This window comes from Streptococcus sp. 449_SSPC (assembly GCF_001073005.1).
Taxonomy (GTDB): domain Bacteria; phylum Bacillota; class Bacilli; order Lactobacillales; family Streptococcaceae; genus Streptococcus; species Streptococcus salivarius_F.
Genome location: NZ_JVGR01000005.1, coordinates 1 through 16,951, shown reverse-complemented (window position 1 = coordinate 16,951; position 16,951 = coordinate 1). Strand labels below are relative to the sequence as shown.

Below are 16,951 nucleotides of genomic sequence, written 5' to 3'. Positions count from 1 at the left end.
ATAGGGTAGGGACAAGAAAGCATCAATTAGGAAGTATTTCATGAAAAAATACAAAAATTCTGTTATAATATGCAAAGAATATACATAAAAAGAGGAAAGATAATGAAGAGAGATCGTCAAGCTGTTATCAAACAGATGATTTCAAGAGATAAGATTGGGACACAAGAGGAAATTAAGCAACGCTTAGAGGCGGAAGGTATCACGGTTACTCAGGCTACCTTGTCACGTGACTTGCGTGAGATTGGCCTCTTGAAGCTTCGTGATGAAGAAGGAAAACTCTACTATAGTTTGTCTGAGCATGTGCTTCCAAGTTTGGATCCTACGGTTAAGGACTATGTCAAATCAGTTTCCCGTGCCCAGTTTATGTTGGTCCTTCACACAGAGTTGGGTGAAGCTGATGTTTTGGCCAACCTAATTGATAGTGATGGTAATCCTGAAATTTTAGGAACCGTTGCTGGTGCAGATACCCTCTTGGTAATCTGTAAGGATGCTGTGGTTGCTGAAAAACTGGAAAGCGAGTTTCACTGATGAACACTCCTCATCAGGATCTCCAAAAAGCCAAAGAAGAGTTAATCGACCTCCTCAAACACCATGAGGCGGTTCTTGCTTTTCAAGAGGCTGAGAAGGCCATTGGACAGGTACCTCAAATCAGTCATCTAGCTGGACAGATGAAGGCTTATCAACAAGAAGCAGTGCTTTTTCAAAAAATTGAGAAACAACGTGCCTATGAGGAGGCAGGTGAGCAAGCAGATTTGATTCAGCATGAGTTGGAAAATTTACCTATTGTTCAGGACTACCGTCAAAAAATGCAGGATGCCAGTGACTTGATCCAATATGTGACCAAGTCTATCGAAGAAAGGATTAACGAGGAGTTAAGACATGGCTAAGGAAAAAATATCTCCAGGAATGCAGCAGTATTTGGATATCAAGGAAAATTATCCAGATGCTTTTTTGCTCTTCCGTATGGGTGATTTTTACGAATTATTTTATGATGATGCCGTTAAGGCTGCCCAGATTTTGGAAATTAGCCTAACCAGTCGGAATAAGAACGCCGATAATCCCATTCCTATGGCTGGTGTTCCTTACCATTCAGCTCAATCCTATATTGATGTCTTGGTTGAGATGGGCTACAAGGTAGCCATTGCTGAGCAGATGGAGGATCCTAAACAGGCTGTTGGTGTGGTTAAGCGTGAGGTGGTTCAGGTTATCACGCCAGGGACAGTGGTTGACAGTTCTAAACCTGATAATGCCAACAATTTCTTGGTAGCTATTGACAAGGCTGGAAGTCGATTCGGCCTGGCCTATATGGATGTGTCAACGGGTGAATTTTTTGCGACAGAGTTGGACGATTTCAGTTCAGTTTATAGTGAAATTCAGAACCTTAAGGCACGTGAAGTAGTGGTTGGTTATGATTTACCCGAAGCTGATGAACAAGTTTTGGTGAAGCAACTCAACCTTCTACTTTCCAAGGAAACAGAGGTTTACGATGATGTCCACTTGATTGACACTAGCTTGACAGACCTGGAAAGCAGTGTAGCGGGTAAACTTCTCCAGTATGTGCACCGTACTCAGATGCGCGAGCTTAGCCATTTACAAAAGGCTCAGCACTATGAGATTAAGGATTACTTGCAGATGTCCTATGCGACCAAGTCAAGTTTGGATTTGTTGGAAAATGCTAGAACAGGTAAGAAACACGGTTCTCTTTTCTGGCTCTTGGATGAAACCAAGACAGCTATGGGGATGCGTCTCTTGCGTACTTGGATTGACCGTCCTTTAGTGAATCAGGCTGCAATCGTGGAGCGTCAGAATATTATCCAAGTTTTCTTGGACAATTTCTTCGAGCGTAGTGACCTGACAGAGAGTCTTAAAGGGGTTTACGACATTGAGCGCTTGGCTAGTCGTATTTCCTTCGGAAAGGCTAACCCTAAAGATTTGATTCAGCTAGGTCATACCCTAGCTCAGGTTCCAGTTATTAAGGCGATTTTGGAGTCTTTTGATGACGAGGCCTTGTCACGTCTTTTACAAGAGCTAGATGCTCTGCCAGAATTAGAAAGTTTGATTCGGTCGGCTATTGATCCCGATGCTCCAGCAACCATTACAGAAGGTGGCATTATCCGTGTTGGTTTTGATGAGACCTTGGACAAGTATCGCAAGGTGATGAGCGAGGGGACGTCATGGATCGCAGACATCGAAGCCAAGGAACGTGAAGCGTCTGGTATTACAACACTAAAAATTGATTATAACCGTAAAGATGGTTATTACTTCCATGTGACCAACTCTAACCTTAGCTTGGTTCCTGACCATTTCTTCCGCAAGGCAACCCTGAAAAACTCAGAGCGTTTTGGAACTGCCGAGTTGGCTAAGATTGAAGGTGAGATGCTTGAGGCACGTGAAAAGTCATCAACGCTAGAGTATGATATTTTCATGCGTGTCCGTGAGCAGGTTGAACGCTATATTGACCGTTTGCAATCTTTGGCTAAGGCTATTGCGACAGTCGATGTGCTTCAGAGTTTAGCAGTTACAGCAGAGACGAATCATTATGTTCGTCCTGTGTTCAATGATGAGCATCGTATCGTTATTAATCAAGGCCGTCATGCGGTGGTTGAGAAGGTTATGGGCGTTCAGGAATACATTCCAAACACGATTACCTTTGACAGTCAGACCAATGTTCAGCTCATCACAGGACCAAATATGAGTGGTAAATCTACTTATATGCGTCAGTTGGCCTTGTCAGTCGTTATGGCTCAGATGGGCTCTTACGTGCCAGCAGATAGTATTGATTTGCCAGTTTTTGACGCCATCTATACACGTATTGGTGCTGCAGATGACCTGATTTCAGGTCAGTCGACCTTCATGGTTGAGATGATGGAGGCTAATCAGGCCATTAAGCGGGCGACACCTAATTCCTTGATTATTTTTGATGAGTTGGGGCGTGGGACAGCCACCTATGATGGTATGGCTTTGGCCCAGTCTATCATTGAGTTTATTCATGACAAGGTGGGGGCTAAAACCATGTTTGCTACCCATTATCATGAGTTGACAGCCTTGTCAAATACTTTGACACACCTTGTCAACGTTCATGTGGCGACACTTGAAAAGGACGGAGAGGTGACTTTCCTTCACAAGATTGTCGATGGTCCAGCCGATAAATCTTATGGTATTCATGTAGCTAAGATTGCAGGTTTACCAGCAGATTTACTGGAACGTGCTGACACCATCTTGACACAACTAGAGGGCGAGACAGTTACCATCCAACCTCAGGAAAAGGTATCGCCTCAAGAGAAGCCTGCCACTGAAACGCATGTCAACGAGCAAATCTCTCTCTTTGATGATTTTACTGAAAATCCAGTTCTTCAAGAGTTACGTGATTTGGACATTTACAATATGACACCGATGCAGGTCATGATGGCTGTAGCAGATTTGAAACAGAAATTATAAAAGAAGCTTGTCGATTGACAGGCTTCTTGTCTTTTATAGGTGTTTCAATTCTTGGTTGAGTTGTTCAATATCCTTTTTCATTTTCCAATAAGAGAAGACCCAAACGAGGAGATAGATAAGGCTGAATTCAATGACTAGCTCCAAGTAGAAAGTTAAACGTAGAGGGAACCATCCGCTGAGGGTAGCTAGTGGAATGAAACCTAGACAGGTCAAGGCGTAGTGAGTGAGGGTTGCACGAAGTAAACTCCACTCAGCCTTACGGAAAATATAACTAGCGACTTCAAAGAGGATACCGATAGCAAACCAAGTGATGAGGCAGTAGGCCAATACCAAAGATCCGTGAACCTGATGTGACGTCATCCATTGTCCAATAGCTGAATGAGGATTAAGAGGCATGTAGCTTGGTGACCAGATAAGAGACATAATCATGGATACGGCAAGTCCGATAAGGATGCCCTTTGTGCCTGATTTAAAAAGTTGCTTTTTCATTGTAATTTCTCCTTTATTGCTTTGAGGTAACGGCGTGATGAGTAGGTGGTTCCCTTGTTTTTAAGGTGAATTTCAACGAGGCCGTTAGGGGTAATGTTGAAGCGTTCAATTTCTTTGAGGTTGACAATCTCTGATTGTGAGATTTTGATAAAGTAAGATGGCAGTTTTTCTAAAACTTGATAGAGACGTAAGCCTAAGTGGTACTCTCCTTGAATAGTTTCAGCTAGAACTTGACGATTTTCGATGTAAATTCTGGAAATAGCATTAGGCTCGATGAGATAAGTTTCGCCATCCTTTTTTCCTTTGAGTCGTTGGTTATCATCCAAACTTTCGACAAACTCGACAACTTGCTGAATCTTAGGCGTTCGACTAGGTGCCTGAATCTGCAACATTTCTTCTTGAAATACCGAGTCAATCTGAACTTTTATTTTCATAACTATCCTTTCTTATTGGTAATTGAGGAGGTCTCCTCCCTTTCACACCTTTATTAAACACTATTTACTAGGCCACAGCAATAGCGTTTGTCTATGTGGTCCTATATGTTGTCTAAGTGGTTGAAAATATTTTCGAAAACCCCTATACTTAATGAAAACGTACTGACGAGGTAATCACATGAAATCTATAATGAAATGGCTAGCAGGAATTTTTCTTGCCTGCAGTCTGATTTTGAGCTTTTTTACACCTTTTGAAAAGGCACTAACACTGAACTTGCTTTTGCTTTATTTCTTTGTTAAGCAGTTTATGGATTCGACAAGTTCACCCAAAACCTACCAATGGATTTTCCAAGTCACCTACCTCTTGATTTTTTCTGGGCTCATTTGGTTCAACCTTCGTCATGGGGATATGATTGTTATAGCTACAGCCTTATCTTGGCTAACAGTTGTGTGTGAGTTATGGCTTTATAGGAAGCATCAGTAACAGTTAGAAACAGTAATCTCACAACCTTTTAGAAGGGAAAATAATAATTATGCCAAAAATCATCGAATTGCCAGAGGTGTTAGCCAACCAGATTGCTGCTGGTGAGGTCGTAGAGCGTCCAGCTAGTGTTGTCAAAGAGTTGGTGGAAAATGCTATTGATGCAGGTAGCACCCAGATTACCATTGAAGTTGAAGAATCAGGCCTCTCAAAAATTCAAATAACAGACAATGGTGAAGGAATGGCTCAAGCTGATGTGGCCATGAGTTTGCGCCGTCATGCAACAAGTAAAATCAAAAATCAAGGAGATCTCTTTCGTATTCGAACCCTTGGTTTTCGAGGTGAGGCCCTTCCCTCTATAGCTTCTATCAGTCACCTAACTATTGTGACAGCAGCGGATGGGGAAGCCTACGGGACTAAACTGGTTGCTAAAGGTGGAGAAATTGAGAGTCAGGACCCTATTTCAACACCAGTTGGAACAAAGATTACCGTTGAAAACCTATTTTATAATACCCCAGCTCGTCTCAAGTATATGAAGAGTTTACAGGCTGAGTTGGCTCATATTGTCGATGTTGTCAATCGTCTGAGTCTAGCTCATCCCGAGGTTGCCTTTACCTTGCTTAATGATGGTCGTCAGTTGACACAGACATCAGGTACTGGAGACCTCCGTCAAGCTATTGCTGGTATTTATGGTTTGACAACGGCTAAAAAAATGGTGGAGATTTCAAATTCTGACCTTGATTTTGAAGTTTCTGGATATGTTAGTCTCCCTGAGTTGACCCGTGCGAATCGTAACTACATCACGATTCTCATTAACGGACGTTATATTAAAAACTTCCTGCTTAACCGTGCTATTTTTGATGGTTATGGTTCTAAACTCATGGTAGGACGCTTCCCTATTGCAGTTATTGATATTCAGATTGATCCTTACTTGGCCGATGTCAATGTTCACCCAACAAAGCAGGAAGTACGTATCTCTAAAGAAAAAGAGCTCATGGCCCTTATCAGCTCAGCCATTGCTCAAAGCCTTAGAGAGCAGGATTTGATTCCTGATGCCCTTGAAAATCTAGCCAAGTCTAGTACCAGAGGTGCAGCTAAGCCAGTTCAAACCAGTCTTCCACTCAAACAAACCAATCTTTACTATGATAGCAGTCGTAATGATTTCTTTGTCAAACCAGAGACAGTCCAAGAAGATATCAAACCTCTTGTATTAGAGTCAGAGTCTCCAGTTTCATCGGTAGAAAATAAACCGCAACCTTCTGTTAAACAGGCACAACGTTCAGTAGATGAAGGTGATAGCGAACACGAAAAACTTGATTATAAAAACAAGTCGAAAATGAAGCGCATGCTTGAAACTCTGGACAATGAGGAAACATCAACCTTCCCTGAATTAGAGTTTTTTGGTCAAATGCATGGAACCTATCTCTTTGCGCAAGGACAAGGCGGACTTTACATCATTGACCAGCATGCTGCCCAAGAACGTGTCAAGTATGAGTACTATCGCGAAAAGATTGGTGAGGTTGACAGCAGTTTACAGCAGCTTTTGGTTCCCTATCTCTTTGAATTTTCAGGTTCAGACTACATTAGTTTACAAGAAAAAATGTCCCTTCTTAACCAGGTTGGTATCTATTTAGAGCCTTATGGGAACAACACTTTCATTCTTCGTGAACATCCTATCTGGATGAAGGAAGAAGAGATTGAATCAGCGGTCTATGAAATGTGTGACATGCTTCTTTTGACGAATGAAGTGTCTGTTAAGACCTACCGTGCTGAGTTGGCCATCATGATGAGTTGTAAACGTTCAATCAAGGCCAATCATGCTCTTGATGATTACTCTGCGCGTGACCTCCTAGTACAGCTTGCACAGTGTAAAAATCCCTACAATTGCCCTCACGGACGTCCAGTACTTGTCAACTTTACCAAGTCTGATATGGAAAAAATGTTCCGTCGTATCCAAGAAAATCATACAAGTCTACGTGACCTAGGGAAGTATTAAAACTTTTTTTGGTCTTGCTTTACGAATAGGAATGTTAGATTTATAATAGTGGTGAAGATGAGGAATCTTCTAATGTTTTAGCGGATCATTGTAGGATGATTGCCTGATTTTTAAGTTAGGAGGTATAGTGATGAGACACCTAACAAAAACTAACAAACACTTTTTACTTGTTGGCTTAACATTTTTAGCGACTAGCTTGATTTTCTATATTTTGGCCTGGTTAGGTCAACCAAGTTTGGAGAATACTCTCGTAAATGTTTCTAGCATTGCCTTTACTTTAGGCGTTGTAACATATATTCTATTAGGTTTGAAGATGATTACTGATACTTTGAAGACGAGTAGTCATCCATAAAATAGAGCAAACAGAATCCACCTTCGAGTGGATTTTTTGTTACAATAGTACAGCAGTGCTTGAGATGACAAATAAACACTCAAGACAATTATCTTACAAGTATAAATTGATAAAGCAATCCATTGAAGAAACGAACGAGAAAGGAAATCACACGCTATGTATGATTACATCAAGGGAACTCTAGTGAAAATTACCGCCAAGTATATTGTTATAGAAGCAAACGGCTTAGGTTATATTGTCACTGTAGCGAATCCATATAGTTTTTCTGACCAAATGAACCAGACCATTCAAGTCTATCTTCATCAGGTTATTAGAGATGATGCCCACCTTCTTTTTGGTTTCCATACTGAAGATGAAAAAGAAGTTTTCCTTAAGCTTATTTCAGTTTCTGGAATAGGTCCGACTACAGCTCTAGCCATTGTTGCTGTTGATGATAATCAAGGCTTGGTTGCTGCCGTTGATAATAGTGACATCAAGTACCTGATGAAGTTTCCGAAGATTGGTAAAAAGACAGCTCAACAAATGGTTCTGGATTTGGCAGGAAAATTTGCAGAGTTACCAACAGAAACGACCAAGACGACACCAAGTCAACCTGAAGGAAATCATCAGTTGGATGAGGCTATGGAAGCCTTGCTTGCTCTTGGTTATAAAGCCGCAGAACTTAAGAAAATCAAGGCCTTCTTCGAAGGTACTAATGAAACGGCAGAGCAATACATTAAATCGGCTCTTAAGATGTTGATGAAATGAGGTAAGCAATGGTCAATCGTTGTCGTTGGGTTCCAACAAACAATAAATTATATTGTGATTATCATGACAAGGAGTGGGGAAAAACTATTGGTGATGACCAAAAACTTTTTGAGCTTCTATGCTTAGAAAGTTATCAGTCAGGGCTTTCTTGGTTAACCGTTTTAAATAAAAGACAGGCCTTTAATCGTGTTTTTCATGACTATGATATTGAGCGTGTTGCCCAGTTTAGCCTAAGTGAACTTGAAGATGCGCTTCAAAATCCAGACATCATTAGGCACAAACTTAAGCTAGAAGCAACCGTAAATAATGCCAAACAAGTACTAAAAATCCAAGATGAATTTGGCTCACTGTCCCATTATTTTTGGCATTTCTTTGACGGAAAGCCCTTGATAAATAATGTACCCACATATAAGGATGTCCCATCATCAACTGACTTATCCCAACAGATTGCCAAAAACCTAAAAAAGAGAGGATTCAAATTTTTAGGACCGACTACTATATATTCATTTTTACAAGCCGCAGGATTTGTGAATGATCATGAAAACAACTGTGACTTCAAATAAATGAGTAGATTTGATTGACAAGACGAGAAAAACATGTTAGTTTATAAACGAACATGTTTTTGAGATTATTTTACGAATAGTAATATAGGTGAACCAATGAAAGCTGAATTGATTGCAGTAGGAACTGAAATCCTAACCGGGCAAATCACCAATACCAATGCCCAATTTTTATCTGAGAAACTAGCTGAACTAGGAATTGACGTGTATTTTCACACAGCAGTAGGAGATAATGAAAACCGCCTACTTTCAGTTCTTGATCAGGCTAGTCAACGTAGTGATTTAGTCATACTTTGTGGTGGACTTGGCCCTACTGAGGACGACTTAACCAAGCAAACACTGGCTAAATTTTTAGGAAAAGAACTTGTTTTTGATGAGGAGGCTAGTAAAAAACTGGATAGTTTCTTTGCTACTCGTCCTAAACACACACGAACGCCTAATAATGAACGTCAAGCACAAATTGTTGAGGGAGCTATTCCCTTGCAAAACCCGACAGGTCTTGCAGTTGGAGGGATTATTACTGCTCAAGAGGTGACCTATGTAGTCTTACCTGGTCCACCAAGTGAACTCAAACCTATGGTGAATCAAGAACTTATTCCAGCTCTTACTGAGAATCACTCAAGTCTTTATTCGAGAGTCCTAAGATTCTTTGGCGTTGGAGAAAGTCAATTAGTGACTATTCTGAAAGAGTTTATTGTTAACCAAACAGATCCAACCATAGCTCCATACGCTAAAGTGGGGGAAGTAACACTTCGCTTGTCAACGAAGGCTTCTTCGCAAGAAGAAGCAGATCAAAAACTAGATGTTTTAGAAAAACAAATTCGTTCGACTAAAACTCTAGATGGCAAATCCTTATCTGATTTCATTTATGGATATGGAGAGTCTAATAGTTTAGCCTTTGAAGCTTTTCGTTTGCTTAAGCACCATGGCAAGACCATCACTGCAGCTGAAAGCCTAACAGCAGGTTTATTTCAGGCTAGTATTGCTGATTTTTCAGGAGCCTCACAAGTATTTAAAGGTGGCTTTGTTACTTACAGCATTGAAGAAAAAGCTAAAATGTTGGGTATTCCTTTGTCGCAACTAGAAGAACATGGTGTTGTCAGTCATTTTACTGCAGAAAAAATGGCTGAAGGTGCTCGAGCTAAAACAGATAGCGATTATGGAATTGCACTTACCGGTGTAGCTGGACCAGATTCCTTAGAAGGACACCCAGCAGGTACGGTATTTATTGGTATTGCTGATAGGAATCAAGTAAGGTCAATCAAGGTTGTTATAGGTGGAAGAAGTCGTTCTGATGTTAGATATATTAGTACCCTCTATGCCTTTAACCTAGTTCGCCAAGCTTTATTACAAGAAGACATAATTTAAGTTTGTCTTTAACGATAGAAAGAAGAGGAAAATAAGTGGCTAAGAAAACAAAGAAAACAGAAGAAATTACAAAGAAATTTGGAGATGAGCGTCGTAAAGCACTTGACGATGCTTTGAAGAATATTGAAAAAGATTTTGGTAAGGGTGCGGTTATGCGTCTTGGTGAGCGTGCAGAGCAGAAAGTTCAAGTTATGAGCTCAGGCTCGCTAGCTTTGGATATTGCTCTTGGTGCAGGTGGTTATCCTAAAGGTCGTATTATCGAAATTTACGGACCAGAATCATCAGGTAAAACAACTGTAGCCCTCCATGCTGTTGCTCAGACACAAAAAGAAGGCGGAATTGCTGCCTTTATCGATGCAGAGCATGCCCTTGACCCTGCTTATGCGGCAGCCCTAGGTGTTAATATCGATGAGCTTCTTTTGTCACAACCTGATTCAGGTGAACAAGGTCTCGAAATTGCTGGTAAGCTGATTGACTCTGGTGCAGTTGATTTGGTTGTTGTTGACTCAGTTGCAGCCTTGGTACCTCGAGCAGAAATTGATGGAGATATTGGTGACAGCCATGTTGGACTTCAAGCGCGTATGATGAGTCAAGCCATGCGAAAACTTTCTGCTTCTATCAATAAAACAAAAACAATTGCTATCTTCATTAACCAATTGCGTGAAAAAGTTGGTATTATGTTTGGTAATCCAGAAACAACTCCTGGTGGACGTGCTCTAAAATTCTATGCATCAGTACGTCTTGATGTACGTGGAAATACGCAAATCAAAGGGACTGGTGATAAAAAAGACCAAAATGTTGGTAAGGAAACTAAAATTAAGGTAGTCAAAAACAAGGTTGCTCCACCATTTAAAGAAGCCTTTGTTGAAATTATGTATGGTGAAGGGATTTCACAAACAGGTGAGCTTGTAAAAATCGCTAGTGACTTAGGCATTATTCAAAAAGCTGGAGCATGGTTCTCATATAATGGAGAGAAGATTGGTCAAGGGTCTGAAAATGCTAAAAAATATTTGGCAGATCATCCAGATATTTTTGAAGAAATTGATCATAAAGTACGTGTACACTATGGTTTGATTGAACCAGATGAAGAGGATATTGTTGAAGAAGCACAAGTTGAAGAAACATCTGATGAACTTGTTTTAGACCTAGATTCAACCATTGAAATTGAAGAATAAGTGTAACAGAGCTGAAGAGCTCTTTTTTTCTTTGTTTTTATCTAAATAAAAAGGGTCTGTAATAATTGAAAAAGTTCCCCAAGATTCAAAATAGGTCGCTAGACCGATTTCTAAAATCAAGGACAGTGATAAGATAATAGTATCATGTGACAGAAAGAGAGAATTAACATGATTAAGATTTATACAATCTCAAGTTGTACAAGTTGTAAAAAAGCAAAGACATGGTTGAACAACCATCAACTTCCTTATAAAGAACAAAACCTTGGTAAAGAACCACTTACAAAAGAAGAAATCTTAAACATCCTATCAAAAACAGAGAATGGTGTTGAGAGTATTGTTTCATCAAAAAATCGCTATGCTAAAGCTCTAAATTGTGATATCGACGAGCTCAGTGTCAGTGAGGTGATTGATTTGATTCAAGAAAACCCAAGAATCTTGAAGAGTCCAATCTTAATTGATGATAAGAGATTGCAAGTGGGCTATAAGGAAGATGATATCCGTGCTTTCTTACCACGTTCAATACGAAATATCGAAAATTCACAAGCACGCATGCGCGCAGCTCTATAAAAAAGTAAAAAAGGAGATACTTGCGATCTTCTTTTTACGTTTACTCTGGCATAGAAAATAAGTATTGACATTAGTTCACAAACTTGATAGACTAATAAAGTCTTAAGGAAATTGTCCAGTAACAAAAAGTTTGAAAAAACTTAAAAAAAGTTATTGACAAGACAAGCTAGAGATGATATTATAAATAAGCTGTTTCGGGAGAGACAGCGGACACGAGAAGTGAAAAAACTTCAAAAAAAGTGTTGACAAGGTATTCTAGATTTGCTAGAATATAGAAGTTGTCTTAAGAGAGACAAAGACCTTTGAGAACTGAATAAGAAACCAAGTGCAGGGTTATGATAGAAGACATTATAACCTGTCAATTTACAAGAATAAATCGTCAGACGACGGTAATGAGTTAACGCTCGAACAATTATTAAAGTTTTTAATGAGAGTTTGATCCTGGCTCAGGACGAACGCTGGCGGCGTGCCTAATACATGCAAGTAGAACGCTGAAGAGAGGAGCTTGCTCTTCTTGGATGAGTTGCGAACGGGTGAGTAACGCGTAGGTAACCTGCCTTGTAGCGGGGGATAACTATTGGAAACGATAGCTAATACCGCATAACAATGGATGACACATGTCATTTATTTGAAAGGGGCAATTGCTCCACTACAAGATGGACCTGCGTTGTATTAGCTAGTAGGTGAGGTAACGGCTCACCTAGGCGACGATACATAGCCGACCTGAGAGGGTGATCGGCCACACTGGGACTGAGACACGGCCCAGACTCCTACGGGAGGCAGCAGTAGGGAATCTTCGGCAATGGGGGCAACCCTGACCGAGCAACGCCGCGTGAGTGAAGAAGGTTTTCGGATCGTAAAGCTCTGTTGTAAGTCAAGAACGAGTGTGAGAGTGGAAAGTTCACACTGTGACGGTAGCTTACCAGAAAGGGACGGCTAACTACGTGCCAGCAGCCGCGGTAATACGTAGGTCCCGAGCGTTGTCCGGATTTATTGGGCGTAAAGCGAGCGCAGGCGGTTTGATAAGTCTGAAGTTAAAGGCTGTGGCTCAACCATAGTTCGCTTTGGAAACTGTCAAACTTGAGTGCAGAAGGGGAGAGTGGAATTCCATGTGTAGCGGTGAAATGCGTAGATATATGGAGGAACACCGGTGGCGAAAGCGGCTCTCTGGTCTGTAACTGACGCTGAGGCTCGAAAGCGTGGGGAGCGAACAGGATTAGATACCCTGGTAGTCCACGCCGTAAACGATGAGTGCTAGGTGTTGGATCCTTTCCGGGATTCAGTGCCGCAGCTAACGCATTAAGCACTCCGCCTGGGGAGTACGACCGCAAGGTTGAAACTCAAAGGAATTGACGGGGGCCCGCACAAGCGGTGGAGCATGTGGTTTAATTCGAAGCAACGCGAAGAACCTTACCAGGTCTTGACATCCCGATGCTATTTCTAGAGATAGAAAGTTACTTCGGTACATCGGTGACAGGTGGTGCATGGTTGTCGTCAGCTCGTGTCGTGAGATGTTGGGTTAAGTCCCGCAACGAGCGCAACCCCTATTGTTAGTTGCCATCATTCAGTTGGGCACTCTAGCGAGACTGCCGGTAATAAACCGGAGGAAGGTGGGGATGACGTCAAATCATCATGCCCCTTATGACCTGGGCTACACACGTGCTACAATGGTTGGTACAACGAGTTGCGAGTCGGTGACGGCAAGCTAATCTCTTAAAGCCAATCTCAGTTCGGATTGTAGGCTGCAACTCGCCTACATGAAGTCGGAATCGCTAGTAATCGCGGATCAGCACGCCGCGGTGAATACGTTCCCGGGCCTTGTACACACCGCCCGTCACACCACGAGAGTTTGTAACACCCGAAGTCGGTGAGGTAACCTTTTGGAGCCAGCCGCCTAAGGTGGGATAGATGATTGGGGTGAAGTCGTAACAAGGTAGCCGTATCGGAAGGTGCGGCTGGATCACCTCCTTTCTAAGGAAAAACGGAATGTACTTGAGTTTCTTATTTAGTTTTGAGAGGTCTTGTGGGGCCTTAGCTCAGCTGGGAGAGCGCCTGCTTTGCACGCAGGAGGTCAGCGGTTCGATCCCGCTAGGCTCCATTGAATCGAAAGATTCAAGTATTGTCCATTGAAAATTGAATATCTATATCAAATTCCATATGTAATTGATTACATATAGATAGTAACAAGAAAATAAACCGAAACGCTGTGAATATTTAATGAGTTAGGTCGAAAGACCAAAATAAGGTTAAGTTAATAAGGGCGCACGGTGGATGCCTTGGCACTAGAAGCCGATGAAGGACGTGACTAACGACGAAATGCTTTGGGGAGCTGTAAGTGAGCAATGATCCAGAGATGTCCGAATGGGGGAACCCGGCAGGTAATGCCTGTCACTCATTACTGTTAAGGTAATGTAGAGGAAGACGCAGTGAACTGAAACATCTAAGTAGCTGCAGGAAGAGAAAGCAAAAGCGATTGCCTTAGTAGCGGCGAGCGAAACGGCAAGAGGGCAAACCGAAGAGTTTACTCTTCGGGGTTGTAGGACTGCAACGTGGACTTAAAGATTATAGAAGAACTACCTGGGAAGGTAGGCCAAAGAGAGTAATAGCCTCGTATTCGAAATAGTCTTTATACCTAGCAGTATCCTGAGTACGGCGAGACACGAGAAATCTCGTCGGAATCTGGGAGGACCATCTCCCAACCCTAAATACTCTCTAGTGACCGATAGTGAACCAGTACCGTGAGGGAAAGGTGAAAAGCACCCCGGGAGGGGAGTGAAATAGAACCTGAAACCGTGTGCCTACAACAAGTTCGAGCCCGTTAATGGGTGAGAGCGTGCCTTTTGTAGAATGAACCGGCGAGTTACGATATGATGCGAGGTTAAGTTGAAGAGACGGAGCCGTAGGGAAACCGAGTCTTAATAGGGCGCATTAGTATCATGTCGTAGACCCGAAACCATGTGACCTACCCATGAGCAGGTTGAAGGTGAGGTAAAACTCACTGGAGGACCGAACCAGGGCACGTTGAAAAGTGCTTGGATGACTTGTGGGTAGCGGAGAAATTCCAAACGAACTTGGAGATAGCTGGTTCTCTCCGAAATAGCTTTAGGGCTAGCGTCGATGTTAAGTCTCTTGGAGGTAGAGCACTGTTTGGGTGAGGGGTCCATCCCGGATTACCAATCTCAGATAAACTCCGAATGCCAACGAGATATAATCGGCAGTCAGACTGCGAGTGCTAAGATCCGTAGTCGAAAGGGAAACAGCCCAGACCACCAGCTAAGGTCCCAAAATATATGTTAAGTGGAAAAGGATGTGGGGTTGCACAGACAACTAGGATGTTAGCTTAGAAGCAGCTATTCATTCAAAGAGTGCGTAATAGCTCACTAGTCGAGTGACCCTGCGCCGAAAATGTACCGGGGCTAAAACATATTACCGAAGCTGTGGATACCTTTATAGGTATGGTAGGAGAGCGTTCTATGTGCGAAGAAGGTGTACCGTGAGGAGTGCTGGAGCGCATAGAAGTGAGAATGCCGGTATGAGTAGCGAAAGACAGGTGAGAATCCTGTCCACCGTAAGACTAAGGTTTCCAGGGGAAGGCTCGTCCGCCCTGGGTTAGTCGGGACCTAAGGAGAGACCGAAAGGTGTATCCGATGGACAACAGGTTGATATTCCTGTACTAGAGTATATAGTGATGGAGGGACGCAGTAGGCTAACTAAACCAGACGATTGGAAGTGTCTGGCCAAGCAGTGAGGTGTGATATGAGTCAAATGCTTATATCTCTAACATTGAGCTGTGATGGGGAGCGAAGTTTAGTAGCGAAGTTAGTGATGTCACACTGCCGAGAAAAGCTTCTAGCGTTAATTATACTCTACCCGTACCGCAAACCGACACAGGTAGTCGAGGCGAGTAGCCTCAGGTGAGCGAGAGAACTCTCGTTAAGGAACTCGGCAAAATGGCCCCGTAACTTCGGGAGAAGGGGCGCTGACTTATGGTCAGCCGCAGTGAATAGGCCCAAGCAACTGTTTATCAAAAACACAGCTCTCTGCTAAATCGTAAGATGATGTATAGGGGGTGACGCCTGCCCGGTGCTGGAAGGTTAAGAGGAGTGCTTAGCGTAAGCGAAGGTATGAATTGAAGCCCCAGTAAACGGCGGCCGTAACTATAACGGTCCTAAGGTAGCGAAATTCCTTGTCGGGTAAGTTCCGACCCGCACGAAAGGCGTAATGATTTGGGCACTGTCTCAACGAGAGACTCGGTGAAATTTTAGTACCTGTGAAGATGCAGGTTACCCGCGACAGGACGGAAAGACCCCATGGAGCTTTACTGCAGTTTGATATTGAGTATCTGTACCACATGTACAGGATAGGTAGGAGCCTATGACCTCGGGACGCCAGTTTCGAGTGAGGCGTTGTTGGGATACTACCCTTGTGTTATGGCTACTCTAACCCAGATAGGTTATCCCTATCGGAGACAGTGTCTGACGGGCAGTTTGACTGGGGCGGTCGCCTCCTAAAAGGTAACGGAGGCGCCCAAAGGTTCCCTCAGAATGGTTGGAAATCATTCGCAGAGTGTAAAGGTATAAGGGAGCTTGACTGCGAGAGCTACAACTCGAGCAGGGACGAAAGTCGGGCTTAGTGATCCGGTGGTTCCGCATGGAAGGGCCATCGCTCAACGGATAAAAGCTACCCTGGGGATAACAGGCTTATCTCCCCCAAGAGTTCACATCGACGGGGAGGTTTGGCACCTCGATGTCGGCTCGTCGCATCCTGGGGCTGTAGTCGGTCCCAAGGGTTGGGCTGTTCGCCCATTAAAGCGGCACGCGAGCTGGGTTCAGAACGTCGTGAGACAGTTCGGTCCCTATCCGTCGCGGGCGTAGGAAATTTGAGAGGATCTGCTCCTAGTACGAGAGGACCAGAGTGGACTTACCGCTGGTGTACCAGTTGTTCTGCCAAGAGCATCGCTGGGTAGCTATGTAGGGAAGGGATAAACGCTGAAAGCATCTAAGTGTGAAGCCCACCTCAAGATGAGATTTCCCATGATTTTATATCAGTAAGAGCCCTGAGAGATGATCAGGTTGATAGGTTAGAAGTGGAAGTGTGGTGACACATGTAGCGGACTAATACTAATAGCTCGAGGACTTATCCAAAGAAAGTAACTGAGACATATTGACAACGTTAAGGTTTCTTGATACAGTATAGATATTCAATTTTGAGTTGAGAATACTCATAGTTAAGTGACGATAGCCTAGGAGATACACCTGTTCCCATGCCGAACACAGAAGTTAAGCCCTAGTACGCCTGATGTAGTTGGGGGTTGCCCCCTGTTAGATACGGTAGTCGCTTAGCG

Annotated in this window: 13 protein-coding genes, 1 tRNA gene and 3 rRNA genes; 15 read left to right on the top strand and 2 right to left on the bottom strand. The window is 42.9% G+C overall.

The window, feature by feature from the left end; translation table 11 throughout:
* The first annotated feature begins 99 nt into the window (after window positions 1-99).
* Genes argR through mutS form a run of 3 tightly spaced genes read left to right on the top strand, consistent with a single transcriptional unit; the run spans window position 100 to window position 3,438 of the window.
* Complete coding sequence (argR, locus tag ADH51_RS01525; protein WP_171963651.1) at window positions 100-528, top strand: arginine repressor; 429 nt, start codon at window positions 100-102, stop codon at window positions 526-528.
* Complete coding sequence (locus tag ADH51_RS01520) at window positions 528-887, top strand: YlbF family regulator (protein ID WP_002889586.1); 360 nt, start codon at window positions 528-530, stop codon at window positions 885-887. The genes argR and ADH51_RS01520 overlap by 1 nt, the downstream gene beginning before the upstream one ends.
* Window positions 880-3,438, top strand: coding sequence for a DNA mismatch repair protein MutS (mutS, locus tag ADH51_RS01515; RefSeq protein WP_048674012.1), 2,559 nt, complete (start codon window positions 880-882; stop codon window positions 3,436-3,438). Before ADH51_RS01520 ends, mutS begins: the two co-directional genes overlap by 8 nt.
* Before the next feature lie 33 nt (window positions 3,439-3,471).
* Here the strand turns inward: mutS and ADH51_RS01510 are convergent, their stop codons facing one another.
* Window positions 3,472-3,927, bottom strand: a complete 456-nt coding sequence (locus tag ADH51_RS01510) for a DUF3021 domain-containing protein (protein ID WP_048674010.1) — start codon at window positions 3,925-3,927, stop codon at window positions 3,472-3,474.
* Complete coding sequence (locus ADH51_RS01505; RefSeq protein ID WP_048674008.1) at window positions 3,924-4,361, bottom strand: LytTR family DNA-binding domain-containing protein; 438 nt, start codon at window positions 4,359-4,361, stop codon at window positions 3,924-3,926. Before ADH51_RS01505 ends, ADH51_RS01510 begins: the two co-directional genes overlap by 4 nt.
* Before the next feature lie 178 nt (window positions 4,362-4,539).
* Between ADH51_RS01505 and ADH51_RS01500 the strand changes: the two genes are divergently transcribed.
* The 12 genes from ADH51_RS01500 (at window position 4,540) to rrf (ending at window position 16,950) form a co-directional block, all read left to right on the top strand.
* Window positions 4,540-4,845, top strand: coding sequence for a hypothetical protein (locus ADH51_RS01500; protein ID WP_048674007.1), 306 nt, complete (start codon window positions 4,540-4,542; stop codon window positions 4,843-4,845).
* A 49-nt stretch (window positions 4,846-4,894) separates the two neighbouring features.
* Window positions 4,895-6,838, top strand: coding sequence for a DNA mismatch repair endonuclease MutL (mutL, locus tag ADH51_RS01495; protein ID WP_048674005.1), 1,944 nt, complete (start codon window positions 4,895-4,897; stop codon window positions 6,836-6,838).
* Window positions 6,839-6,968: 130 nt separating this feature from the next.
* A complete protein-coding gene (locus ADH51_RS01490; protein ID WP_002886321.1) occupies window positions 6,969-7,190 on the top strand; it encodes a hypothetical protein in 222 nt (73 codons plus the stop codon).
* Window positions 7,191-7,346: 156 nt separating this feature from the next.
* Window positions 7,347-7,937: a Holliday junction branch migration protein RuvA gene (gene ruvA / locus ADH51_RS01485; protein WP_004181981.1), complete on the top strand. Its 591-nt coding sequence runs from the start codon at window positions 7,347-7,349 to the stop codon at window positions 7,935-7,937.
* 8 nt (window positions 7,938-7,945) lie between these two features.
* Window positions 7,946-8,500: a DNA-3-methyladenine glycosylase I gene (locus tag ADH51_RS01480; RefSeq protein ID WP_004181971.1), complete on the top strand. Its 555-nt coding sequence runs from the start codon at window positions 7,946-7,948 to the stop codon at window positions 8,498-8,500.
* Between the two features lie 96 nt (window positions 8,501-8,596).
* Complete coding sequence (locus ADH51_RS01475; protein ID WP_004181942.1) at window positions 8,597-9,865, top strand: competence/damage-inducible protein A; 1,269 nt, start codon at window positions 8,597-8,599, stop codon at window positions 9,863-9,865.
* Between the two features lie 35 nt (window positions 9,866-9,900).
* Entirely contained in the window at window positions 9,901-11,040 is a 1,140-nt protein-coding gene (recA, locus tag ADH51_RS01470) for a recombinase RecA (protein WP_002886327.1), read from the top strand.
* 168 nt (window positions 11,041-11,208) lie between these two features.
* Window positions 11,209-11,607, top strand: a complete 399-nt coding sequence (spx, locus tag ADH51_RS01465) for a transcriptional regulator Spx (protein ID WP_048674003.1) — start codon at window positions 11,209-11,211, stop codon at window positions 11,605-11,607.
* 423 nt (window positions 11,608-12,030) lie between these two features.
* A 16S ribosomal RNA gene (locus ADH51_RS01460) occupies window positions 12,031-13,578 on the top strand.
* 54 nt (window positions 13,579-13,632) lie between these two features.
* A tRNA-Ala gene (locus ADH51_RS01455) sits at window positions 13,633-13,705 on the top strand.
* Window positions 13,706-13,851: 146 nt separating this feature from the next.
* Window positions 13,852-16,751 (top strand): 23S ribosomal RNA (locus tag ADH51_RS01450).
* Between the two features lie 83 nt (window positions 16,752-16,834).
* A 5S ribosomal RNA gene (gene rrf / locus ADH51_RS01445) occupies window positions 16,835-16,950 on the top strand.
* The 16S, 23S and 5S rRNA genes sit together here with 1 tRNA gene alongside, the layout of an rRNA operon.
* Window position 16,951: the final 1 nt, after the last annotated feature.